This window comes from Paractinoplanes rishiriensis, from assembly GCF_016862375.1.
Taxonomy (GTDB): Bacteria; Actinomycetota; Actinomycetes; order Mycobacteriales; family Micromonosporaceae; genus Actinoplanes; species Actinoplanes rishiriensis.
Window position 1 is genome coordinate 168,850 of sequence record NZ_BOMV01000077.1, and the last position, 21,942, is coordinate 190,791.

At 71.1% G+C, this 21,942-nt stretch carries 20 protein-coding genes; 7 read left to right on the forward strand and 13 right to left on the reverse strand.

The features are described 5' to 3' along the window. Positions 1–36 precede the first annotated feature (36 nt). Positions 37–768 carry an NIPSNAP family protein gene (locus Ari01nite_RS36665; RefSeq protein ID WP_203787049.1) on the forward strand — a complete coding sequence of 244 codons (732 nt, stop codon included), beginning with the start codon at positions 37–39 and terminating at the stop codon, positions 766–768. On the opposite strand, the gene Ari01nite_RS36670 is transcribed toward Ari01nite_RS36665, so the two are convergent. The 5 genes from Ari01nite_RS36670 to Ari01nite_RS36690 form a co-directional block, all read right to left on the reverse strand. After that, on the reverse strand, positions 765–1,760 hold the full coding sequence (locus Ari01nite_RS36670; RefSeq protein ID WP_239163320.1) for a glycoside hydrolase family 26 protein: 996 nt from the start codon (positions 1,758–1,760) through the stop codon (positions 765–767). The genes Ari01nite_RS36665 and Ari01nite_RS36670 overlap by 4 nt on opposite strands. Before the next feature lie 138 nt (positions 1,761–1,898). Further along, positions 1,899–2,711, reverse strand: a complete 813-nt coding sequence (locus Ari01nite_RS36675) for a carbohydrate ABC transporter permease (protein ID WP_203787050.1) — start codon at positions 2,709–2,711, stop codon at positions 1,899–1,901. After that, positions 2,708–3,577: a carbohydrate ABC transporter permease gene (locus tag Ari01nite_RS36680; protein WP_239163321.1), complete on the reverse strand. Its 870-nt coding sequence runs from the start codon at positions 3,575–3,577 to the stop codon at positions 2,708–2,710. The genes Ari01nite_RS36675 and Ari01nite_RS36680 overlap by 4 nt, the downstream gene beginning before the upstream one ends. Then, positions 3,574–4,878 (reverse strand): ABC transporter substrate-binding protein, encoded by a 1,305-nt coding sequence (locus Ari01nite_RS36685; RefSeq protein WP_203787054.1) that lies wholly within the window; start codon positions 4,876–4,878, stop codon positions 3,574–3,576. Before Ari01nite_RS36685 ends, Ari01nite_RS36680 begins: the two co-directional genes overlap by 4 nt. A gap of 139 nt (positions 4,879–5,017) precedes the next feature. Continuing rightward, a complete protein-coding gene (locus tag Ari01nite_RS36690) occupies positions 5,018–5,845 on the reverse strand; it encodes a LacI family DNA-binding transcriptional regulator (RefSeq protein ID WP_203787056.1) in 828 nt (275 codons plus the stop codon). Between the two features lie 36 nt (positions 5,846–5,881). Here Ari01nite_RS36690 and Ari01nite_RS36695 point away from each other — a divergent pair, with 36 nt between their 5' ends. Then, on the forward strand, positions 5,882–7,033 hold the full coding sequence (locus Ari01nite_RS36695; protein WP_203787058.1) for an ROK family transcriptional regulator: 1,152 nt from the start codon (positions 5,882–5,884) through the stop codon (positions 7,031–7,033). 6 nt (positions 7,034–7,039) lie between these two features. On the opposite strand, the gene Ari01nite_RS36700 is transcribed toward Ari01nite_RS36695, so the two are convergent. Then, the gene (locus Ari01nite_RS36700) at positions 7,040–7,516 is read right to left on the reverse strand and encodes a VOC family protein (RefSeq protein WP_203787060.1); all 477 of its coding nucleotides are present in this window, start codon (positions 7,514–7,516) and stop codon (positions 7,040–7,042) included. An 80-nt stretch (positions 7,517–7,596) separates the two neighbouring features. Between Ari01nite_RS36700 and Ari01nite_RS36705 the strand changes: the two genes are divergently transcribed. After that, positions 7,597–8,499: an AraC family transcriptional regulator gene (locus tag Ari01nite_RS36705; RefSeq protein ID WP_203787062.1), complete on the forward strand. Its 903-nt coding sequence runs from the start codon at positions 7,597–7,599 to the stop codon at positions 8,497–8,499. 54 nt (positions 8,500–8,553) lie between these two features. Here Ari01nite_RS36705 and Ari01nite_RS36710 read toward each other — a convergent pair whose 3' ends face one another. The 5 genes from Ari01nite_RS36710 to Ari01nite_RS36730 all read right to left on the reverse strand — a co-directional run bounded on the left by Ari01nite_RS36710 (position 8,554) and on the right by Ari01nite_RS36730 (position 14,918). After that, a complete protein-coding gene (locus Ari01nite_RS36710; protein ID WP_203787064.1) occupies positions 8,554–9,093 on the reverse strand; it encodes a GNAT family N-acetyltransferase in 540 nt (179 codons plus the stop codon). Positions 9,094–9,378: 285 nt separating this feature from the next. After that, entirely contained in the window at positions 9,379–10,686 is a 1,308-nt protein-coding gene (locus Ari01nite_RS36715) for an ABC transporter ATP-binding protein/permease (RefSeq protein WP_203787066.1), read from the reverse strand. 56 nt (positions 10,687–10,742) lie between these two features. Continuing rightward, entirely contained in the window at positions 10,743–11,357 is a 615-nt protein-coding gene (locus tag Ari01nite_RS36720; RefSeq protein WP_203787068.1) for a TetR/AcrR family transcriptional regulator, read from the reverse strand. Between the two features lie 9 nt (positions 11,358–11,366). Continuing rightward, positions 11,367–13,808, reverse strand: coding sequence for a glycoside hydrolase family 95 protein (locus Ari01nite_RS36725; protein WP_203787070.1), 2,442 nt, complete (start codon positions 13,806–13,808; stop codon positions 11,367–11,369). Between the two features lie 15 nt (positions 13,809–13,823). Beyond that, positions 13,824–14,918 carry a pectinesterase family protein gene (locus Ari01nite_RS36730; protein ID WP_203787072.1) on the reverse strand — a complete coding sequence of 365 codons (1,095 nt, stop codon included), beginning with the start codon at positions 14,916–14,918 and terminating at the stop codon, positions 13,824–13,826. Positions 14,919–15,023: 105 nt separating this feature from the next. Here Ari01nite_RS36730 and Ari01nite_RS36735 point away from each other — a divergent pair, with 105 nt between their 5' ends. Next, entirely contained in the window at positions 15,024–15,386 is a 363-nt protein-coding gene (locus tag Ari01nite_RS36735; protein WP_203787076.1) for a hypothetical protein, read from the forward strand. 15 nt (positions 15,387–15,401) lie between these two features. Here the strand turns inward: Ari01nite_RS36735 and Ari01nite_RS36740 are convergent, their stop codons facing one another. Both Ari01nite_RS36740 and Ari01nite_RS36745 read right to left on the reverse strand, forming a co-directional pair. After that, positions 15,402–17,618 carry a putative bifunctional diguanylate cyclase/phosphodiesterase gene (locus Ari01nite_RS36740; RefSeq protein ID WP_203787079.1) on the reverse strand — a complete coding sequence of 739 codons (2,217 nt, stop codon included), beginning with the start codon at positions 17,616–17,618 and terminating at the stop codon, positions 15,402–15,404. A 52-nt stretch (positions 17,619–17,670) separates the two neighbouring features. Then, a complete protein-coding gene (locus tag Ari01nite_RS36745; protein WP_203787081.1) occupies positions 17,671–18,609 on the reverse strand; it encodes a GlxA family transcriptional regulator in 939 nt (312 codons plus the stop codon). An 89-nt stretch (positions 18,610–18,698) separates the two neighbouring features. On the opposite strand from Ari01nite_RS36745, the gene Ari01nite_RS36750 reads away from it, so the two are divergent. The 3 genes from Ari01nite_RS36750 to katG all read left to right on the forward strand — a co-directional run bounded on the left by Ari01nite_RS36750 (position 18,699) and on the right by katG (position 21,919). Further along, a complete protein-coding gene (locus Ari01nite_RS36750; protein ID WP_203787083.1) occupies positions 18,699–19,124 on the forward strand; it encodes a hypothetical protein in 426 nt (141 codons plus the stop codon). Between the two features lie 67 nt (positions 19,125–19,191). Further along, a complete protein-coding gene (locus tag Ari01nite_RS36755; protein ID WP_203787085.1) occupies positions 19,192–19,620 on the forward strand; it encodes a Fur family transcriptional regulator in 429 nt (142 codons plus the stop codon). A gap of 55 nt (positions 19,621–19,675) precedes the next feature. Then, entirely contained in the window at positions 19,676–21,919 is a 2,244-nt protein-coding gene (gene katG / locus Ari01nite_RS36760; protein WP_203787087.1) for a catalase/peroxidase HPI, read from the forward strand. Positions 21,920–21,942 lie beyond the last annotated feature (23 nt).

The following is a 21,942-nucleotide window of genomic DNA, read 5'->3' on the forward strand; positions in this document are numbered from 1 at the left end:
TAACAACTATTGTTACTCAAATCCAGGGGGATCGGGATGGATTTTGCCGGGTGCGAGGTCGTGGAGTTGCGGCGCTACCGGCTGCGGCCGGGCATGTTCGACGACCTGCAGGCGGTGTTCCAGCCGTGGCTGGTTGACGGGCAGGAAGCGGCGGGAATGCGGCTGGGCGGCCAGTTCCGCGACCGCGACCGGGCGGACCGGTTCGTCTGGTTCCGCGGCTTCGCGTCGATGCAGCAGCGGCACGAGGCGCTGACCGCGTTCTACACCGGGCCGCTGTGGCGCCGGCACGCCGCCGCCGCCAACGCCACGATGATCGATTCCGACGACGTCCTGCTGTTGCGGGCCACCGAACCCGAGCACCGGCCGGCGGCTCCGGGCCCGTACGGCATCAATGATTTTGTGGTTGGCGAAGCCTGGACCGTGCCGGCCGGCAGTGATCTCGAGCGCGTGCTGAGCGGCCCCGGGCACCGGGTGCTGGAGCGGGCGCTGGGGCAGCCGGTGGCGATGTGGCGCACCGAGCCGGAAATCAACACCTTCAAAAGCCTTCCGGTACGCGAGGGCAGCTACGTCGTGTGGCTGGCGGCGTTCCCGGACGAGGATCGCTGGCGGACGGCCGCGGCCCGGTTGACCGCCGACCCGGCCTGGCGGGAGATCGCCGAGCGGGCCGCGACGGTCGAGACGATGTGCCTCGAACCGACCGCGACCTCGAAACACCCGGCGCCACGGCTGCCGCCCGGTACCGGCCCGGACGGCAGCCCGCGAGCCTAGAAGCGGACCTCACCCCGGTTGAGCACCCGGGGGTGGAAGTACGCCGCCTGGATCTCGGCGTTGGAGTTGTTGCCGCGCAGCTGCTCGGACCAGACCATGAAGTACGTCCAGCGGGGCTGGCTGGTCAGCAGCGTGCCGTTGGGGACCTTGCCCATCTCGGCGATCGCGATCGGCGTGCCGCCGGCGATGGACTGGATCTGCGAGTAGTCGGACGACGACGGGTGGTTCTTGTACCAGACGTCCAGCGAGACGACGTCCACATAGTTGCTGCCGGGGTAGTACGACGACCAGCCGCCCGCCGGGTTGTCCTGGACGTTCCAGACCCAGATCAGGTTGGTCAGGCCCTGGCTGTCGAAGTAGTCCTTCATCTGCTGGAAGATCTTGGCGCCGCCGTTCACGCCGGGCCGGTTGCCCCACCAGTTCCAGCTCTCGTTCATCTCGTGGAACGGCCGCCACAGCACCGGAATCCCGGCGTCCCGCAGCTGCCGCAGATAGGGGACCACGGCCGCCATCCGGCTGCGCCACACGTTGTTGAGGTTGGTGCCGCCGGTGACGATCTCGAGGAACTGGGCGTTCGAGATCTGGGTCTTCACACCGCCCTCGAACTCGCAGCTGGCGCCGACCGTGGGGGAGCAGGCGTGCCAGGTGAGCGCGACCAGCGAGCCGGCCGCCCACTGGGCCTTCGCCTCGTTGATGACGCTCTGCCGGTTGCCGATGTCGGCGGAGCGGAACATCATGTCGCCGCCCCACAGCCCCGGCCACTGACCGGTGACGGACTGGGCCTGCTGGCTGTACTGGCGCGGCGACGTTGCCGGCTCCTTGTTGTGCTGCCCCGAGACGATCGAGGTGCCGGTGATCGACCGCAGGTAGTTGAGGACGGTGGACTTCGACGTGGCCGCGAACGCCTCGGCGTCCGAGGCGGTGTGCACCATGCCGGCGCCGAGCAGTGCCAGCGCGGCACCGACGGCCCAGGCGGGGCGGGGGATTCTCACTACGGGACCTCCGTTGGGGAGACGGACTTTCCGGACCGCAGGACCGTGGCCAGATCGGTCCGGACCCACGGGGCTTTGACCAGGGCGGCGTCGAGCACGACCCGGGCGCGTACGGCAAACGTCTGTCTGCGATCTCGGTCATTTGGTGGCGCCCGCCGTGATGCCGTTGTAGATGAAGCGCTGCAGCAGCAGGAAGATCACGAGGGTCGGCAGGATGACGATCATGGTGCAGGCCGCGATCGTCTCCCACTGCGCGCCGTACGGGCCCTTGAAGCGGAACAGCGCGGTCGAGATGACGTTCAGCTCGGGCGAGCGCAGATAGAGGAACGGGATGTAGAACTCGTTGTAGATCGCGATGCCCTTGATGATCACGACGGTGGCGATCGCGGGGCGCATCAGCGGCAGGATGATCCGCCGGTAGATGGTGAGCCGGCCGGCGCCGTCGATCAGTGCCGCCTGGTCGAGGCTGGCCGGGATCGACTGCATGAACTGGATGAAGATGTAGATCGAGACGATGTCGGTGCCGAGGAACAGCACGATGGCCGCCCACGGGGTGTTCACCAGGCCCATCGACTTGACGATCTGGTAGGTCGCCACCTGGGTGGTCACCCCCGGCACCAGCGCGGCCACCAGGAACAGCGCGAGGACCAGCCGCTTGAAGGCAAAAGAAAAACGGCTGATGGCGTACGCGGCGAGGGTGCCCACGAATACCGTGCCGGTCAGCGAGACGACCAGGATGACCGTGGTGTTCCAGAAGCCGCGCAGCATGTTCCCGCCGGACCAGGCCGTCGCGAAATTGTCGAGGTGGAACCAGTTGCGCGGCGGCGTGAGCGGTCCGGTGGCGTTGTACTCGGCGTGCGTCTTGAACGCCGCGAACAGCACCACCACCAGCGGGACCAGCACGATCACCGAGGCGAGGACCAGGGACACGTACCTGGGTGCGCTCCTCATGTCAGCGACACCTCCTCGTCGGGCAGCACCCGGCGCTGCACCCAGGTGAGCAGCAGGACGACGAGCAGCAGCACCACGGCCATCGCGGAGGCGAGCCCGATCTGGCGGAACTGGAATGCCGTCTCGTACGCCTGCACCACGAAGGTGCGGGTGCCGTTCGCGCCGCCGGTCATGATGAACGGGATCTCGAAGACCGCGAGGCTGCCGGAGATCGCGAGGATGAAGGACAGGCTGATGATGCGGCGGATGCCGGGCGCGATGATGTACGCGAACTGGTGCCAGCGGTTCGCGCCGTCGATCTCGGCGGCCTCGTAGATCTCCGCCGGGATCGACTGGATCGCGCCCAGGAACAGCACGAAGTTCAGCCCGGTGAACCGCCACACCGAGGTGCCGGCCAGCGAGACGTTGGCGACGTCCGGGTCTCCGAGCCAGAGCCGGGCCTGGTCGCCCAGGCCGAGCAGGCCGAGCAGGCTGTCCAGGGTGCCGCCGGGCTGGAACAGGTAGAGGAAGACGAAGCCGACGGCCACCCCGTTGAGCAGGTACGGGAAGAACAGGATGCCCTTGAACAGGTTGCGGAACCGGGTGTGGAAGGACAGCACGACCGCGAAGTAGAGGGCGATCGCGATCTGCGCGAACGACGCCGCGAAGTAGTAGAGGCTGACCAGGAAGACCCGCCAGTACCGCTCGTCGGTGAGGACGCGGACGTAGTTGTCCCAGCCGACCGGGTCCATGACCACGTCCAGCCCGTCCCATCTGTGGAAGCTGTACCAGACCATGTTCCCGACCGGGACGTAGGTGAACGTGATCAGCAGGGCGAGCGCGGGCGCGAGGTAGAGCCAGTGGGCGGGCAGTCGCCGCCGGGTCACTTCATGACCCGGGACTGCGCGGCGCCCCACCGCTTGTTCAGCTCGGCGAAATAGGAGGCCTTGTCGCCCTTGGCCGCGCCGCGCGCGATGTCGACGAGCTTCTGCCGGTAGATGTTGCCGGCCAGGTCGATCTCGGACTCCTTGATGATCTCGTCCTCCTTGCCGGCGTTCGTCGTGGCGGCCGGCAGTTCCAGCAGTTCGACGCCGGTGTCCTGGAAGTCCTTGAGGGCCGTGGGCAGCGGCTGGCCGACCACCGTCGGGATGGCCTGCTGGTCGGCCGCGAAGCCGGACTCGGCGACGAACCAGTCCAGCCAGGCCCGGGCGGTCGCCTTGTTCTTCGAGGTGCTGCTGACGCCGGCCTTGTAGTCGCCCTCGATCCGGGCGTGGAACTTCCCGCCGGTCCGGTACGGGAACGGCCAGAAGACGATGTCGGCCGGGTCGGCGCCGGCGGCCTTCGCGGCGTCCCGCATCTGCGGTACGGCCCACGAGCCGAGCAGCATGGTGGCGACCTTGCCGGTGGCGATCATCGGCTTGGAGCCTTCCCAGTTGGTCGTCAGCGGGTCCTTCTCGTTGAGCCCGCCGGCCACCAGGTCGAAGAGCAGACCATCGGCCAGGTACGCGACCTTGCCGGGTTGCCAGGGCGCCGGGTCGGCGGGGAACTTCTCGTTGATCGCCGGGTCGGCCAGGATCGCCCGCTGGCTGTTGAAGAAGCTCAGCGGCCAGCCGTCCTTGTAGTTGGTGTAGAACGGCACGGCCTCGGTCTTGTCCTTGATGGCGCGCAGGCCGGCCAGGAACTCGTCCGGTGTCGTGGGTGGCGCGGTGACGCCGGCCAGGCCCCAGACCCGCCTGTTCACCACCAGGCCGTTGGCGACCCCGCCCAGCGAGATGCCGTAGACCTGGCCGTCGAACGCCTTCTCGTCGGTGAACCGGTATCTGGTCTTGAGCTCGTCGATCCCGCCGAGCGGCTCGAAGAACTGGCCCAGCTGGTGCACCGCGACGGTGTTCGGGATGAGCAGCACGTCGCCGTACTCGCCGGAGCTGAGCTGGGTGGTGACGTCGCCCTCGTAGTTGGTGACCGCCTCGAAGCTGACCTTGGTGCCCGGGTACTTCGCCTCGAACTTCTTCGCGTACGCCGGGAGCGCGGTCCCGGCCAGGTCGGTGCGGTTGGTCAGCACGGTGATCTCGCCGGTGATCTCGCCGCCGGCATTGGTCTCCTGGCCGGCGCTGCCGGTGCACCCGGCCACCATCGCGACGCCCGCCACTGTCGCGCCCAGGCCCAGGAACCGCCTTCTGTCAATCATCTTCAAACCCGCCAAAGTCATCGATCGGTTCGCCGTGTTGCGGGCCCAGCATGAGACGGTCGTTGCATCACTGTCAAGATTAGATTAATAATTTATGTAGTCGCGAGTAGCGACGGGATGCTGCTTGAGCTGCGGTTACTCAGCGGGTGCTGTCGCGTGCCACCAGATGAGCGGCCGGCGCCTCATAGACGGCGGGTGCCGCGCCGGCCATCGCGTCCAACAGCGCGCCGGCCGCCAGCTCGCCGATCCGGCCGACGTCGTGGCTCATCGCGGACAGCGCCGGCACGGCCAGCTGACACAGCGCCGAGTCGTCCCAGGCGACCACCGAGATGTCGGCCGGCACCGCCCGGCCCTGCTCGCGCAGCGCGTCCAGGGCGGCGAGGGCCATCAGGTCGTTGTCGCAGACGATCGCGGTGGGGCCGGCCGGGAGGAGCTCGGCGGTGGCGGCGTGGCCCGACTCGTACGAGTAATCGCCCTCGGCATGCACCAGCCGGACCCCGCGCTCGCCGGCCTCGGCCACCGCGCCGGCCCGGCGCAGCTGGGTGTGCGCGAACGCCGGCGGGCCGCTGATGTGCCCGATCACGTCGTGCCCGCGCCCGGCCAGGAACCGGATCGCCTCCCGGGCGAAGCCGGCGTCATCGGTCCAGACCGTCGGCAGGCCGGACGCGGTCGACGGCGCGCCGAGCACCACGGCGGGCAACTCGAGGCGATTGACCAGGGCCACCCGGTCGTCGTCCGGCGCCAGGTCGACCAGCACCACGCCGTCCACCCGCTGCTCGGCCGCCCAGCGTTCGTAGGTCTCGTGCTCGGCCGGCCGGTCGGTGACCACCTTGACCAGGACGCTGACCCCGGCGGGCGTGAGCACCCGCTCCAGGCCCTCGAGAAACTCGTGGTAGTACGGTTCCTCGCCGAGCACCCGGGACGCCCGCGCGAGAACGAGACCGACCCGCCGCTGCGGCTGTGTCACCGTTCCTCCTCATTTCCCAGGCGTTACCGTACCGCCATGGCCCGTCGTGAAACGCCAGCTGCCGGGCCCGGCAGCCGCGCCCTCGTGGTGGACGTCATCCGGTCCGCCACCACGATCAGCCGCGTCGAGCTGGCCGAGCTCACCGGCCTGACCCAGCCGTCCATCTCGAACATCGTGCGCGACCTGATCGCCGACGGCGTCATCCACGAGACCGGCTCGGCCGACTCGGTCCGCGGCAAGCCCCGCAAGCTGCTGGCGATCCAGCCCGCCCACCGGTTCGGCATCGGGTTCCAGCTCGGCCCCGAGTCGGTGACCTGCGTGGCCATCGACCTCACCGGCGGGGTGGTCGGCCGCGAGGTGGTCCCGCTCGACCGCACCGACCTGCCGGCCCGCCTGGCCGCCCGGTTCGACGACTTCACCGCGGGCCTCGACCTGCCCCGCGACCGGATCGAGGGCCTGGCGATCGTGGCACCGGAGGCCCCCGAGTGGGCCGAGGAGCGGGCCGGCCTGGCCGGCCAGCTGCGCATCCCGGTGCTTTTCGAGAACGATGCGGCGGCCGCGGCGCTGGGCGAATTCTGGAGCCGGCGGGTTTCCCGGGAGCAGTCGTTCGGCTGCGTCTACCTGTCCACCGGCATCGGCGCCGGGCTGGTCTTCGGCGGCTCGCTGTTCCGCGGCGCCAGTTTCGACGCGGGCGAGCTCGGCCACGTGTCGATCGCGTACGACGGCCGCTCCTGCCCGTGCGGCAACGCCGGCTGCGTGGAGCGGTACGCCTCGATGACGGCCACCGTGGACGCCGCCCGCGCCGAACCCGCGCTCGCCGCCCGCCTGCGCCTGGACGGCACGGTCTCGTCCGCCTACGACACCATCGCCCGCGCCGCGGTCAGCGGCGACGCGGCCGCCTACGCGGTGATCGACCGGGCCGCCGGTCACCTGGCGGTGGCGGTGACCTCGATGGTCAACCTGCTGGACCTGGGCCGGCTCGTGCTCACCGGCCCGGGGGTGGCGGTGGCCGGCTCGATCTACGCCCGGCGGCTGCGCACCCACCTGGCCCGCACGGCGCACGCCCGGCACCGCCACGAGATCGTGGTGGAGTTGTCGGCCCGCCCGCGCGACGCCGCGAGCATCGGCGGGGCGGCGTTGGTGGTGCAGGCGTCGATCGCCCCCGGCCACACCCTGGGCGTCAGCTAGGGCTGATCAGGTCAGGCGCGGCGTGCGGTACGTGCCGACGATCTCGCCGTCGCGGCTTTCCACGCCGACGAACTCGTCGGTGCTCTCGGTGAAGTGGTAGAAGCGCAGGACCGTGCCGTCCGGGTCGGGGATGTCCAGGCGCGGGCCGGCCGGGGTGTGCTGGATGCCGTGGTGCGCGACGCCGAGCCGGGCGCAGCGGGCGACCATGTCGTCGAGCACCGACCGGGATGCCGGCACGAAGGCCAGGATGTCGAAGCCGCTCAGGTCCGGGCGGCCGGCGCAGAAGTCGCGCTCGCGCAACGCGATGTTGAAGCGGCCCGCCGGATCGATCAGGCCGGCGCCGCGAACCACGCCGTCCTCCGCGAACTCGGTCCAGAGGCGCAGGTCGAGCAACTGGCAGTACCACGAGACGCTGCGGGCCAGGTGGCTGACCGGCAGCTTCACCTGGGCGATCCGGTCGAGGCCGGCGATTCCTGTCTGCATGACTCGACGCTAGGCAGCGCGGCGGAGACAATCCATGTGTCCGCGTCCGGGAAACCACATCGTTCGTCTCGGAGGAGCCGGTGGATCTCCTCAGCGCCACCCTGCGCGAGCTGCGCCTGGAAAGCGCCGGATACCGGTGGCTCGAACTAGGCAGGGCGGCCCGGGTCGCTTTCGACCGGGCCGGGCTGCGCGGCGTGCACCACGTCGCCCGTGGCCACTGCGAGCTGGTGCAGGCGGACGGCACCGTACAGCCACTCACCGCCGGCGATCTGGTGATCTTCCCGCGCGGGGACGCCCATCTGCTGCGATCGCCCGAGGCGGGCACCGGCCCGGTGGTGTCCAGCTTCGATCTGGCCATGCGCACGCCCGGCAACCGGCTGCGGGCCGGCGGACCCGGCACCGAGGCGGTGGTGGTGTGCGGCGCGTTCCTGGTGGGCGAGGCCGACCACCCGGCCTGGCGCGGGCTGCCGCGCACCATCCACCTGCCGGGTGTCGACGGCCGGCCACCGGACTGGCTCGCCACCCTGCTGGAGGCACTGGCCGCCGAGGTGTTCGACGGTGGACCGGGCAGCGACCTGGTGATGGCCCGCCTGTCCGACGCGCTGATCGTCCGCGCCCTGCGCCACTACGGGCACACCGACGACCGGCCCGGCTGGCTGTCCGGCCTGCGCGACCCGTACGTGGCGCCGGCGCTGGAGGCGATCCACGCCGACCCGGGCCGCGCCTGGACCGTGGCCGGACTGGCGAGCACGGCCGGGCTGTCCCGCGCCGCCTTCGCCGCCCGCTTCACCCGGCAGGTCGGCGAGCCGGTGATGCGCTACGTGCTGACCTTGCGGATGCAGCGGGCCAAGGCGCTGCTGCGCGACGGCCACACCACGGTAGCCGCGGTCGCCGGCCGGCTGGGCTACCGCTCGGACGTGGCGTTCGCGGCCGCCTTCAAGCGCGAGACCGGCAGTTCCCCGGGCGCCTACCGGCGGTCCTAGACGCCTGGCGGCTGGCGCTCGATCACGGTGTGAGCGGGTGCCGGCGGCAGGGGTTCAGGCGGTGGACCGGCGTTCGCGGATCACGTCGGTGCCGGTTTCGCCGGGCGCTCCGATTTCGCTGGGCACGCGTTCCACCTCGGCGAAGCCGGCCTTGATCGCCACCGCCGCGGAGGCCGCGTTGGCCGCGTCGTGCCGGATGGCCACCCGCTCGATGCCGGGCAGGGTGAGCGCCACCTCGGTCAGCGCCTCGACGGCCGCGGTCATGTAGCCGCGGCCCGCGTACGCGGTGCGCATCCAGTAACCGATCTCGAGCACGTCCGGGCCCATCCGGGTGATCAAGCCGATGCCGCCGGCCAGCGCGCCGTCGGGGGCGAAGATGCCGTAGTTGAACGTGGTGCCCTTGGCCCACTCCTCGATCGACGTCTCGAGGAAGGCGCGGGACGCGTCGGCGTCGTACTCGGCGGTGGCCCACGGCAGCCACGGCGTCAGCTCGGGCAGCGACTCGCGGACGGCCGCGGTGGCCTCGCCGGCCCAGACGAGTTGCCAGCGCCGGAGGACGAGTTCGCCCGCGATGATCGTTTCAGGCGGTTCCATGACGGAAGCCTGGCGGGCGGGCGGCGCCGCGGCAACCGGATTCCGGCCACCGGGGGCGCCGAACGTGCTGACGTCGGCCCGCGGCGACCTCGAGTATGTCCTGAGCCTCTACCGGGAGCTCGGCGACCGGCAGGGTGAGGCCGGGGCGCTGGACAGCCTCGGCTGCTGCACCACCGTCTCGGCCGCACCGGCGAAGCCGCCGCCTATTACCGGCGGGCGCTGGCCGCCTTCCGTGAGCTGGGTGACGGCGACGGCGAGACGGGCGCACTCGAGGGCCTCACCGCGTCAGCGGAAGCGTCGCCCCTCGTCGCGGCGGAATCCCCACCCGGTCAGCGCGGCGAGAACCACTGACCAGACCCCGAGCATCGCCAGGGCGAGCGGATCAGCGGGCCGCCCGGTCAGCGCCGCCAGCACCAGGTCGGTGGTACCGCGGGTCGGCAGGTACGGCGCAACCGCCTCGATCGGACCGGGCATGTTCGCCGGGTCGGAGAACATCCCGCCGCCAACCGCCAGTGCCAGCGCCAGGATGCTGTTGACCAGCACCGCGGCCCGCAGCGACAGGGTGTAGCCGAGCGCCAGCCCGAGGAGGGTGAAGACGACCGTGGCGACGAGCAGGGCCAGCAGGCCGGCCAGCAGCCGCACGGCCGGCACGGACGCCTCGGTGAACAGCGCGCCCACCAGCACGATCGGCAGCACCGCACCGGCCACGAAGACCAGGCCGGTGAGCAGGTTGCCGACCGCCAGCGGGCGCAGGCCGACCGGCAGGGTCCGCAGATAGGTGCCCCACGCCGACTCGCGCAGCGCGGCGATGGTGGTACTGAACTGGCCGACGCACGCCAGCAGGGTCGCGAAAACCACCATGGTCGCGGTAGCGCCGGTGATCGCGGCCGGGTCGTCGCCGACGTTCGGGAGGATGAAGGAGATCAGCACCGCGAGCGGCATCAGCGTGATGGTGAGAAACGAGCCGGGCGCGCGCACCGTTTCGATCAGCTCGCGGCGGGTGTAGACGAGCGCCGGCGACATCAGCTTCTCCCGGACGTGATGGCTAGGAACGCGTCCCTCGGCGTGGAACGCCCGGACGCCGTCCCACAGGGCGTGCCGGGCCTCGACGTCGAGCCCGGTGGTCGGCTCGTCGAGGAACACCACCCGGGGCCGGCCGGCGAACGCCAGGGCGACCGCGACCCGGCGCTGCTGGCCGCCGGACAACCCGCCGATCTGCCGGTCCTGGAGCGGGCCCAGGTCGAAGCGGGCCAGCAGCGTGCGCCGGTCGACCGGCCGCGGGTAGTGCGTCGCCACGAAGTCGATCAGCTCGGCCACCCGCCACGTCTCGGGCAGGGCGGTGCGCTGCGGCGTGACCCCGAACATCCGCCGGGTCGGCGGCAACCGCGGGTCGCGGCCGTCGATCGTGACCGTCCCGGCGGTCGGCCGGCGCAGCCCCGCGAAGAGGTCGATCAGCGTGCTCTTGCCGGCGCCGTTCGGCCCGAGCAGGCCGACCAGCTCGCCCACACCGATCGCCAGCGACACGTCGTCGAGCGCGCGGATGTCGCCGAAGCTGCGGCTCACCCGGTCCGCCCGCACGAGCGGGGCGCTCATCGGGCCGCCGGCAACAGCGGGGCGCTCGTCAGGGCCGCCTACACTCAGCGGGGCGCTCATCGGGCCGTCGCCAGGTCGAACATGGTGGTCAGCTCGCGGGCGCAGGCCGGCAGGTCGAGACCGGTGTCGGTGAGGCGCGGCGCCATGCTGTCGATGGCGCCGCGCAGGACCCGGGCCATCATCTCCGGGTCGAACTGCCGGAACTCGCCGTCGGCCTGGCCGCGCCGGAAGAGATCCACCACCGGCTTGAGCGCCTCCCGGTCGGCCTGCACCGGGTCGACGCCGAGCGCATCGAGGCCGCCGGCCGAAATGATCTCGACGACGGCCGCGATGCGGGCGCGGTGGGCGTCCATGTAGGCCAGATTCGCCTGGATGTACGCGCGCAGCTGGGCCGCCGCGCTGGTCTCCGCCTCGACCCGCGGGCCGATGCAGGCCGCGACGTCGGCGAAGACCGTGACCAGCACCTCCGAGATCAGGTCGATCTTGCCGGCGAAGTGGTACGAGATCAGGCCGCGGCTGATCCCGGCCCGCTTCGCGATCCGGGCCAGGGACGCCTGCGCGAAGCCCGCCTCGGCGACCACGGCGATCGCGCTCTCCACGATCTGGGCTCGGCGTGCCTCCTCGATGAACGTCCGCGGTTTCTGGCCGTCCTGCTCAATATCTGGCCGCATGGCCAAATACTAAGCCGTGCTGTCAACGATGCGGTAGTGCGACTGCGGTGACGTCCTCAGCACCAGAAGCCCGCTCGTCACTGAAGGCGAAATCGTCGTATCTCCTATGATTTGATGTGGCCTGGACAGCATCGCGCTGCGCAACCGAAGCTCCCCGCCCGCGTCCGCGGTCACCCGGATCTCGGTCGGCACGCCGGCGGTCCAGTCGGCGCCCACCGTGAACGCACCGCGCGCCCGCAGCCCGTCGAAAGATCCCTGCCCGGCCCATCCGGAGGGCAGCGCCGGCAGCACGTCGACCACCCCGGCGTGGCTCTGCAGCAGCATCTCGGCGATGCCCGCGGTCGCGCCGAAGTTGCCGTCGATCTGGAACGGCCAGTCGTTCAGGAAGTTCATGAACGTGTTCCGCCACAGCAGGTGATCGAGCTGCTCGCGGGCCAGGTCGCCGTTGCCGAGCCGGGCGAACAGGTTGATTTTCTGAGCCCGGTTCCAGCCGATGTCGTTCTGCGCGGTCCACGACGTGCGCGCCTCGACGGTGACCTTGGCCGCCGCGAAGTGGGCCGGCGTTCCCTCTGCGGTGATCTGGTTGCCGGGGAAGAGGGCGTAGCTGTGCGACATGTGCCGGTGGCCGTTGGTGCGCTCGTCGAGGTCGGACTTCCACTCCTGCAACTGGCCCCACGACCCGATCCGCACGCCCGGGTCCAGCTTGGCCAGCACCGGCTCGAGCCGCTGCCGATGGGTGGTGTCGCCGACCACGCGCGCCGCGGCGATCGTGTTGGTCAGCAGATCAAAGACAATCATTTGGCTGTACGAGGCGCCGGCCGTCACCTGGCCCTGCTCGGGGGAGAAGCTGGGCGACACCACCAGCCGGCCGTCCCGCGGGTCGGTGACCAGATAGTCCAGCCAGAACTCGCTGTGCTCCTTGAGAATCGGGTAGGCCCGCTCGCGCAGGAACGCGACGTCCAGGGTGAACAGGTAGTGCTCCCACAGCTGCCGGATCAGCCAGGCCGTGGACTCCGGCGCCCAGGTCGCGATGTTGGTCGACACCCCGGTGTAGCCGAACACGTTGACGTGGCTCATCGCCGCGAACCCACCGGCCCCGCACAGGTCCCGCGCGGTGACCCGGCCGGGCGCCCGCAGGCCCTCGACGAAGTCGATCAGCGGCGGCACCGTTTCGGCCAGGTTGGTGACTTCGGACGGCCAGTAGTTCATCTCCAGGTTGATGTTCGTGGTGTAGTCCGACTGCCAGTCCGGGCTGATCGAGTCGTTCCACACGCCCTGCAGATTGGCCGGCAGCGACCCGGCCCGCGACGAGCCGATCAGCAGGTACCGGCCGATCTGGAAGTGCAGCATCTCCAGCTGCGGGTCGGCCGCGATCTTCCCGCCGTTGCGCGCGGTCCGGAACGCCTGCAGCGCCTCGTCGGTGGGCAGCGTGGTGGCCCGCTGGCCGAGGTCGATCCGGACCCGGCCGAACAGCGCGCCGTGGTCGGCCACGTGCCGGTCGTGCAGTTGCTGGTAGGTCCGGGCGCGCGCGGCGTCCAACATGGCGGTGACGGCGGCGTGCGGATCGGCGCCCCGGTAGTGCGGGTACGCGTTGGCGTAGTCGGTGCCGGGCGCGAGCAGCAGCACGGCCTCGTCCGCGCCGGTCACGGTGACCCGGCCGGCCGCGTTCGAGGTCACCGTGCCGCCGGTGGCCAGCACCTGGACCTGCGCCTCGAACACCATGCCGTTGTGGGTGAGCGCCCCGCGCAGGGTGATCCGGCCGTCCCGGGCGGACGTGGTGAACGTGCGGTTGGCGGCCGTGCTGAACCGGGCGGTGAACGACACCTGGGCCGCCCGGCTCGCGGTCAGCCGGGTCACGATCACGCGGTCCGGATAGCTCGCGAAGAACTCCCGCCGGTGCGTCACACCGTTCGCGGTGAACCCGACCGACGCGATGCCGGTCGACATGTCCAGGTCCCGCCGGTACCCGCTGACCGTGCCGGACACACCGGACTGGTCGAGGTGGAGGTCGCCGAACGTCTGGTACGCGCCGAACCCCCACTTGGTCTGGCCGAGCAGCCGCATCGAGGCCTGCGGGTCCGCGCTGCCGGTGGTCGCGACGGTCCGGCGCACGTCGGCCAGCGCGGTCGGCCGCTGCTCGTACCAGTTCCCGAAGTTGTACTCGTGCCCGTCGTCGACCGAGCCCGGCCCGCCGGTCCACAGCGTGTCGTGGTTGAACTGGACGCGCTCCGAGGCGACCCCGCCGAAGATCATCGCACCGGTCGAGCCGTTGCCGATCGGAAACGCGTGCTCCTGCCAGATGGTGGCGGGCTCGTTGAACCAGAGCACGCTCAGCGGGTCGCTGGCGGCGGCCTGGGCGGGGCTGATCCGGTCGAGAGCGGCGGCGGTGAGCGCGTACGCACCACCGGCCGCGACCCCACCGAGCAGATTGCGCCGGCTGATTGCGGGCAAGGGGATACTCCGTTCCTACAGGGGATTCCAGCCGTCGGAGCCGGCCAGGTACTTCTGCGGGGTGTAGTTGGCCGCCTGCGCGTCGGTGAGCCGCGGCCGGTAGAACAGGAAGCCGTAGTTCACGCCGGTGGGCGTGGACGCCGCGGTGATCGGGCCGCCACTCGCCCGCTTCTCGTAGATCTGGCAGGCGTTGAACACCGCGGTGCCGCCGCTGTAGATGAAGTCGACCGTGCCCTCGACGTACGTGTTGACGAAGTAGGCCCGGTTGCCGTCCTCGACCCGCAGTGTGTCCTGGTCGCCGAGGAACCGGGTGTTGCTGAACACCGCCCGGTCGCCGTCCATGAACATCGCGAGGGCCTGGTGACCGCTGGCGTTGGAGTTCTCGTCGAAGTCGTTCGAGAAGGTCAGGTTGCCGGCGGCGAAGTCCTTGCCGAGGATCCACGCGGTGGCGCTGCCGGTGGCGCCGTAACCGCCCTGGTGGCGGTTGAAGACGATGGTCGTCTGGGCCGCCGCCGGCCCGAGGCCCTGCAGCGTGATGAACGGCTTGTCGGCCGGCACCTTGATCTGCTCCCGGTAGGTGCCGGCCTTGATCGTGATGACCCGCCGGGTGGTGTTGCCGGCCGGCACCGCGTTGATGGCGGCCTGCACGGTGGTGTAGGCGCCGGTGCCGTCCTTGGCGACGGTCGGCTGGGTGCCGGTCGGCGGGCTGGTGGTCGGCGCGGTCGGCCAGGCGATCTGGTTGAACGCCCACTGCGTCTGCGCGATGTCCGAACAGGCCTGCTGCACGATCGGGTTGTTACCGGCGGTGCTCGCGTCCTTGTCGGTCATGCACAGGTTGCCGTTGCGCACCAGATACTTCCCGGCCGCCGCGGTGGAGGCGCCGAAGGTCCAGACCTGGTTGGCGGCGCCGGTGCAGGTGCTCTGGTACAGCTGGGTGCCCGCCGTGCCGTCCGGCGACTGGACACACTTGCCGCTGGCCGCGACGGCCATCGTGTAGGTGCCGCCGGCTGCCGCAGCGACCGCGGCCTGCGCCGGCCAGCCGGCCACCACGACCAGCCCGGCGGCCACCGCTGCCGCGGCGGGCCAGGCCCATGACCTGGTGAATCGCATGGCGTCCTCCGGAATGTTTTGGCCGGTATGTATTGAGCAGTCTCTATCTAGAGACACACGCCGGGTGGCCCGATAACAGGAAGCCGCAAAGGGTATTGGTTCCCCATGGCGAAATACGAGGTCAACCCCGAGGCGGTACGGCGGGCGCGCAAGCTCATCGAGGCCAAGCAGTACGTGCTGGACAGCGACTGGGGCGCGGCGCAGCCCCGGGCGGACACCGAGAACGCCTACCTGGACCGCCACTCCTGGGCCGGCTACGCCGAGTGGCACCTGGCCCTGACCGACGGCGCCACCGACGAGACGAAGGCCCGCTACGCGTTCGCCTACGGCGACTTCCGCCGCATCCACCGCAGCGGGCTGATCGCCTGCGTCTACCGGGCCGCCGAGTGGCGCCACAAGGACGTCGAACTCGCCGCCCACGACCTGCTCCAGCAACTGGACGCGGCGGCCGGCATCACCGGCCGGTGACGGGTCAGCCGAGATTCACCGGCTGTAACCGGCCACGGTGCGGACCACCTCGAAATCCGGGTCCGCCACCGGCCGGCCGTAGTGGTAGCCCTGCAGATACCGGTAGCCGAGCCGGCTCAGTGCCGCGGCCTGCTCGGCGGTTTCGACGCCCTCGGCCACCGCGGACAGGCCCAGGCCGTCGCTGATCTGGATCAGCGCCCCGGCGATCACCGCGTGCCGGCCGGCCTCGGTGATGTTGTCGACGAACGACTTGTCGACCTTGAGGGTGTGCACCGGCACGGTGTGCAGCAGGCCGAGCGAGGAGTGGCCGGTCCCAAAATCATCAAGGGCAATCCGTACGCCCATGTCCTGCAGTTCGTACAGCGCGGTGACCGCCGGGCCGCCCTCGAAGACGGCCGTCTCGGTGACCTCGACCGTGAGCCGGTCGGCGGCCAGGCCGGCCTCGGTCAGCACGGCCGCGACCGTGGCCGGGTAGCCGGGCCGGGCCAGCTGCTTGGGCGAGACGTTGACGCTGACCCGCTCCGGCGCCAGGTCGCCCAGTTCGCGCTGCCAGGTGGCGAGCCGCAGCACCGCGATCCGCATGACCCAGGCGCCCAGCTCGACGATCAGGCCGTTGTCCTCGGCCACCGGGATGAACGCTGCCGGGCTGACCAGGCCGCGCTCCGGGTGCTCCCAGCGGACCAGGGCCTCGACCGCCTTCACCCGGCCGGACGGCAGCTCCACGATCGGCTGGTAGACCACCTGGAACTGGCCCCGGTCCAGCGCCGTGCGCAACTCGGCGCCGAGCCGGGCGGCGTCGACCGCGCCCTGGTCCAGGGCCGCGCTCCACCGCACCGGGTCGCCCGAGCGGCGGGACGCGTGCATGGCCGCGTCGGCCTGCCGGTACAGCTCGACCGGGTCGAGCCCGGCGCCGCCGGCCACCCCGATGCTCACCCCGATGAGCAGCTCGCGGTCGCCGTCCGACACCGGCGGGGTCAGCGTCGTGATCAGCTCGCCGGCCAGGCTGCGGGCCTCCGCCGCGGTGGCGTCGCTCAGCAGCACCGCGAACTCGTCCGCCCCGGTGCGCGCCACCAGCGCGCCCGGCGCCGCCCCGGCGAGCCGGCCGGCCAGCGCCGCCAGCACCCGGTCGCCCGCGGCGCGGCCCAGTTCGTCGTTCATCGCCTTGAATCCGTTGAGACCCACCAGCGCGAGTTGCGGACGGCCCGCAGCCAACGCCTCGCCGAGTGCCAGCTCGAGCCGCCGGCGGTTGGCCAGGCCGGTCACCTCGTCGGCGAGCGACACCCGCTTCAGCTCGGCGGCATGCCGGTGCTCCCGGCTGATCGCCTCGGCCAGGCGCGCGATGACCAGCAGCAACAGCACGATCGACCCGACCGCGGCGGCCCGCCGGTTGACCGGGTTCTCGCCCACGTACGGCACCAGCAGCAGCGCCGGTGCGAGCAGCGCGCAGATGCCCGCGGCGCCCAGCCGGGCGTGCCGCCGGCCGCCGTCGGGCACGGCCACCGTCATCGGCGCGGCCATTGCAGGATGCAGCGCCGCGGCGCCCCAGAGGAGGTACGCGACCAGGAAAGCGGCGTCGATCGGCGTGCTGTAGGTGTGTTCCGAATACAGGTTGACCAGCGAGAAGGCCGTGTCCGCCGCGAGCAGCACGACGACACCGGCGCTGAGCAGCCGGATGCTGGCGCCGCGGCCGCCCGGCTCGGCGAGCAACCGGGCCAGCAGCACGAACAGCAGCACGTCGACCGCCGGATAGGTGGTGCTGATCCAGTTCTCCAGCCGGGTGGACGCCTCGGCCGCCGCGATCGGGTGCAGCACGAAGATGTAGAAGACCACGCCCACCCCGGTGGACACCACGGCGGCGTCGATCAGCCCGGTCAGCCCGTTCCCGCGCAGCCGGCCGAGCAGCGCCACCAGGCCGATCACATACATCGGGTACGCGGCAAGGTAGAACGCGTCGGCGAGCGACGGATACGGCTCGTCGTGCAGGACCCATCGGTGGTAGTCGAAGACGCCGTCCCCGACGGTCGTCAGCATCAGGCCGCCCGCGAACCAGAACCACACACCCGGCCGGGCCGGCCTGTGCACGAGCACACCCAGGAGCATGGCGCCCGTGCAGGCCAGCCCTATCCCGTTGTAGAGCAGACCGGCCGGCACGCCGCCCGGCAGCAGCACCCACACCGACGTCGCCACGGCGCCGCCGGCCAGCCACCAGGCCCAGATCCGATTCCCCCGCACATACAGCCATTCGGCAGCGGTGACCCGGCCGTAAGTCGGAGTATCGGGCGCGTCACCGGAAACTTGTGCGATAGGCGTGCGGCGTGGTGCCGACGATGCGCTTGAAGCGGTCGCGGAATGCGGTGGGTGAGCCGAAGCCGGCCTCGGCCGCGATCCGGTCGATCGGGTGGGCGGTGGCCTCGAGCAGGTGCTGGGCGCGGCGGATCCGGCTGCGGAGCAGCCACTGCAGGGGAGTGGTCCCGGTCTGCTCGCGGAACCGGCGGTTGAGCGTACGGGTGCTCATGCCGGCGTGCGCGGCGATGTCGCCCAGGGTGAGGTCGGCGGCGGCGTTGTCCTGCATCCAGCGCAGGACCGGTTCGAGTTCGGCGCCGCGCGGGACCGGCGGCACGTCCTGGACGATGAACTGGGCCTGCCCGCCCTCGCGCTCCAGCGGCACCACCGAGAGCCGGGCGGCGTCGGCGGCCACCGCGGAACCGTAGTCCCGGCGCACCATGTGCAGGCACAGGTCGAGGCCCGCGGCGGCGCCGGCCGAGGTGAGCAACTGGCCGTTGTCCACGTACAGGACATCGGGGTCGACCTCGATCGCCGGGTGCCGCTCGGCGAGCAGCCCGGCGCCGAGCCAGTGGGTGGTGGCCCGCAACCCGTCCAGCAGGCCGGTCGCGGCCAGGATGAACGCCCCCGAGCAGATCGACGCGATCCGGGTGCCGGCGGCCGCGGCCGCGCGCAGGGCGTCGAGCACCTCGCCGGGGATCGGCTGGGTGAAGTCCGAGCAGCCGGGCAGGACGATCGTGTCGGCGGTGTCGAAGGCTTCGAGCCCCCACGGCGGCTGCAGCGTGAACACACCGGCGTCGACGGCCGGGGCGGCGCCGCAGACCCGGACGTCGTACCCGGGTCGCCCGTCGGGCAGCCGGGCGAGCGTGAAGACCCCGAGCGGCGTGGACAGGTCGAACGGCAGGACGTTGTGCAGGGCGAGCACGGCAACCGTGTGCATGGCGACAAGATACGTGGCGAGAACTCGTTGGAGGATGGCAATCCAGCCACTTCCGGCGCCCCGCGGCCTGTCACTAGCGTCGTTCCGCGATGACGAAGTTTCTGCTCTCCGTGCATGTGCTGGCCGCCATCCTGGCGATCGGGCCGGTGACCGTCGCGGCCAGCATGTTTCCGGCGGCGGCGCGCCGCGCGGACGTGGCCACACTGCGGCTGCTGCACCGGATCTGCCGGGTCTACGCGGCTCTCGGGATCGTCGTGCCGGTGTTCGGTCTCGCCACCGCCGCCAGTCTCGGCGTGCTCGGCGACGCCTGGCTGATCGTGTCGATCGTGCTGACCGCGGCCGCCGCGGCGATGCTCGTGCTGGTGGTGTTGCCTCGGCAGGCGGGCATCCTGGCGGGCGGGGCCGGCGAGCGGGCGCCGGCCCGGCTGGGGATGGTCACCGGGGTCTTCAATGTGCTGTGGGCCGTGGTCACCGTGCTGATGATCGTGCGGCCCGGCTCCACCACCGGGGTGTGAACGTCGTCGCGGAGCGTGTTCGCGCATAAACTTGATTCATTCAAAAAAACGGCCTAGGTTTGACCGCATGACGTCCGGCCTCGAGGCGCAGCTCCGGGCGGTCTCCTTGCGTGTGACCCGGCCGCGGCTCGCGGTTCTGGCGGCGTTGCGGGACCACCCGCATGTCGACACCGACACGGTGATCGCGCTGGTGCGGGCGGAGCTTCCCGCGGTCTCCCACCAGGCGGTCTACGACGTGCTGCGGACGCTCACCGATGTCCGCCTGGTGCGGCGCATCCAGCCCGCCGGCGCGACCGCCCGGTACGAGACCCGGGTCGCGGACAACCACCACCACGTCGTGTGCCGCTCGTGCGGCGCGATTGCCGACGTCGACTGTGCCGTCGGCCATGTCCCCTGCCTCACCGCCTCGGACGACCACGGGTTCGTGGTCGACGAGGCGGAGGTCGTCTATTGGGGCACCTGCCCCGGGTGCCTCACCGAACGCACGACCCAGTGAGAACGACCCAGTGAGAACGCACGACCCAGTGAATTCGCAGTCCGGAAGGAACGAAATGAGCGACACCCAGGACAACGACGTCAAGCCGGGATGTCCGGTCGCGCACGACTCGGTGACCGCGCAGGGCAGCGAGAGCGAGAACCCGGCGATCGACGCGCCGACCCCGAAGACCGGCGGCCGGCCGCGCACCAACCGGGACTGGTGGCCCAACCAGCTCGACCTCTCGGTGCTGCACGCCCACTCGCCCCGGGGCAACCCGCTGGGCGACTCCTTCAACTACGCCGACGAGTTCGCCAAGCTCGACGTCGAGGCACTCAAGCGGGACATCGTCGAGGTGCTGACCACCTCGCAGGACTGGTGGCCGGCCGACTTCGGGCACTACGGCGGCCTGATGATCCGGATGAGCTGGCACGCCGCCGGCACGTACCGGATCCAGGACGGCCGCGGCGGTGCCGGCGACGGCGGACAGCGCTTCGCCCCGCTCAACAGCTGGCCGGACAACGCCAACCTGGACAAGGCCCGCCGCCTGCTCTGGCCGGTCAAGGCCAAGTACGGCCAGAAGATCTCGTGGGCCGACCTGCTGGTGCTGGCCGGCAACGTGGCTATGGAGTCGATGGGCTTCAAGACCTTCGGCTTCGGGTTCGGCCGCGCCGACGTCTGGGAGCCCGAGGAGATCTTCTGGGGCCCGGAGGAGGCCTGGCTGGGCGACGCCCGCTACGCCTCGGAGAGCACGATGTCCGAGGGCGTCGGCGCGACCGAGATGGGCCTCATCTACGTCAACCCGGAGGGCCCGCGCGGCAACGCCGACCCGGCCGCCGCGGCGCACTTCATCCGGGAGACCTTCGGCCGGATGGCGATGAACGACGAGGAGACCGTCGCCCTGATCGCCGGTGGTCACACGTTCGGCAAGACGCACGGCGCCGGGGTGGCCGACAACCACGTGGGCGCCGAGCCGGAGGGCGCCCCGCTGGAGGCGCAGGGCCTCGGCTGGCTGAGCACGCACGGCAGCGGCAAGGGCTCCGACACGATCACCAGCGGCCTCGAGGTCACCTGGACCGATCGGCCGACCCAGTGGAGCAACCGCTTCTTCGAGATTCTTTTCGGGTACGAGTGGGAGCTCACCACCAGCCCGGGCGGTGCCAAGCAGTGGGTCGCCAAGGACGCCGACGAGATCATCCCGGACGCGTTCGACCCGTCGCGCAAGCACCGGCCGACCATGCTGACCACCGACCTGTCGCTGCGCGTCGACCCCGCGTACGAGCGCATCTCCCGCCGTTTCCTGGCGAACCCGGACGAGTTCGCGCTGGCCTTCGCCAAGGCCTGGTACAAGCTGCTGCACCGCGACATGGGTCCGGTCAGCCGCTTCCTCGGGCCGTGGGTGGCCGAGCCGCAGCTGTGGCAGGACCCGGTGCCGGCCGTCGACCACGAGCTGGTGGGCGACGCCGACGTCACCGCGCTCAAGGCCAAGGTCCTGGAGTCCGGCCTGAGCACCCCGCAGCTGGTCTCCACCGCCTGGGCGTCGGCCGCCAGCTTCCGGTCCACCGACAAGCGGGGCGGCGCCAACGGCGCCCGCATCCGGCTCGAGCCGCAGCGCAGCTGGGAGGTCAACCAGCCGGAGCAGCTCGGCAAGGTGCTGTCCACGCTCGAGAGCATCCAGCAGGAGTTCAACGCGGCCGGCGGGGCGCAGATCTCGCTCGCCGACCTGATCGTGCTGGCCGGCTCGGCCGCGGTGGAGAAGGCGGCCCGGGACGCCGGCTTCCCGGTGACCGTGCCGTTCCGCCCGGGCCGCACCGACGCCGGCCAGGAGCAGACCGACGTCGAGTCGTTCCGGGTGCTCGAGCCGCGCGCCGACGCGTTCCGCAACTACCTGCGGCCGGGGGAGAAGACCCAGCCCGAGGTGCTGCTCGTCGACCGCGCGTACATGCTCGACCTGAGTGCCCCCGAGATGACGGTGCTGGTCGGTGGTCTGCGGGCCCTCGGTGCCAACACCGGCGGTGCCACCCACGGCGTGCTCACCGGCAAGCCGGGCGTGCTCACCAACGACTTCTTCGCCAACCTGCTCAGCCCGGGCACCCGGTGGAAGTCGTCGTCCGAGGAGCACGTGTACGAGATCCGCGACCTGGCCACCGACGAGGTGAAGTGGACCGCCACCGCGGTCGACCTCATCTTCGGCTCGAACTCGCAGCTGCGGGCCCTCGCCGAGGTGTACGCGAGCGACGACGCGCGGGAGAAGTTCGTGACCGACTTCGTGGCCGCCTGGACCAAGGTCATGGAGCTGGACCGGTTCGACCTGGCCTGATCCGGGCCGTAAGACGCGTCTGA

What these genes read in the sequence shown, in the direction of transcription:
- Ari01nite_RS36695 (WP_203787058.1), top strand. Translation starts at nt 5,882, where the DNA reads ATGGCCCGTCGTGAAACGCCAGCTGCCGGGCCCGGCAGCCGCGCCCTC.
- Ari01nite_RS36700 (WP_203787060.1), bottom strand. Translation starts at nt 7,516, where the DNA reads ATGCAGACAGGAATCGCCGGCCTCGACCGGATCGCCCAGGTGAAGCTG.
- Ari01nite_RS36675 (WP_203787050.1), bottom strand. Translation starts at nt 2,711, where the DNA reads ATGAGGAGCGCACCCAGGTACGTGTCCCTGGTCCTCGCCTCGGTGATC.
- Ari01nite_RS36715 (WP_203787066.1), bottom strand. Translation starts at nt 10,686, where the DNA reads ATGAGCGCCCCGCTCGTGCGGGCGGACCGGGTGAGCCGCAGCTTCGGC.
- Ari01nite_RS36685 (WP_203787054.1), bottom strand. Translation starts at nt 4,878, where the DNA reads ATGATTGACAGAAGGCGGTTCCTGGGCCTGGGCGCGACAGTGGCGGGC.
- Ari01nite_RS36710 (WP_203787064.1), bottom strand. Translation starts at nt 9,093, where the DNA reads ATGGAACCGCCTGAAACGATCATCGCGGGCGAACTCGTCCTCCGGCGC.
- katG (WP_203787087.1), top strand. Translation starts at nt 19,676, where the DNA reads ATGAGCGACACCCAGGACAACGACGTCAAGCCGGGATGTCCGGTCGCG.
- Ari01nite_RS36730 (WP_203787072.1), bottom strand. Translation starts at nt 14,918, where the DNA reads ATGCGATTCACCAGGTCATGGGCCTGGCCCGCCGCGGCAGCGGTGGCC.
- Ari01nite_RS36665 (WP_203787049.1), top strand. Translation starts at nt 37, where the DNA reads ATGGATTTTGCCGGGTGCGAGGTCGTGGAGTTGCGGCGCTACCGGCTG.
- Ari01nite_RS36750 (WP_203787083.1), top strand. Translation starts at nt 18,699, where the DNA reads ATGACGAAGTTTCTGCTCTCCGTGCATGTGCTGGCCGCCATCCTGGCG.
- Ari01nite_RS36755 (WP_203787085.1), top strand. Translation starts at nt 19,192, where the DNA reads ATGACGTCCGGCCTCGAGGCGCAGCTCCGGGCGGTCTCCTTGCGTGTG.
- Ari01nite_RS36735 (WP_203787076.1), top strand. Translation starts at nt 15,024, where the DNA reads ATGGCGAAATACGAGGTCAACCCCGAGGCGGTACGGCGGGCGCGCAAG.
- Ari01nite_RS36720 (WP_203787068.1), bottom strand. Translation starts at nt 11,357, where the DNA reads ATGCGGCCAGATATTGAGCAGGACGGCCAGAAACCGCGGACGTTCATC.
- Ari01nite_RS36745 (WP_203787081.1), bottom strand. Translation starts at nt 18,609, where the DNA reads ATGCACACGGTTGCCGTGCTCGCCCTGCACAACGTCCTGCCGTTCGAC.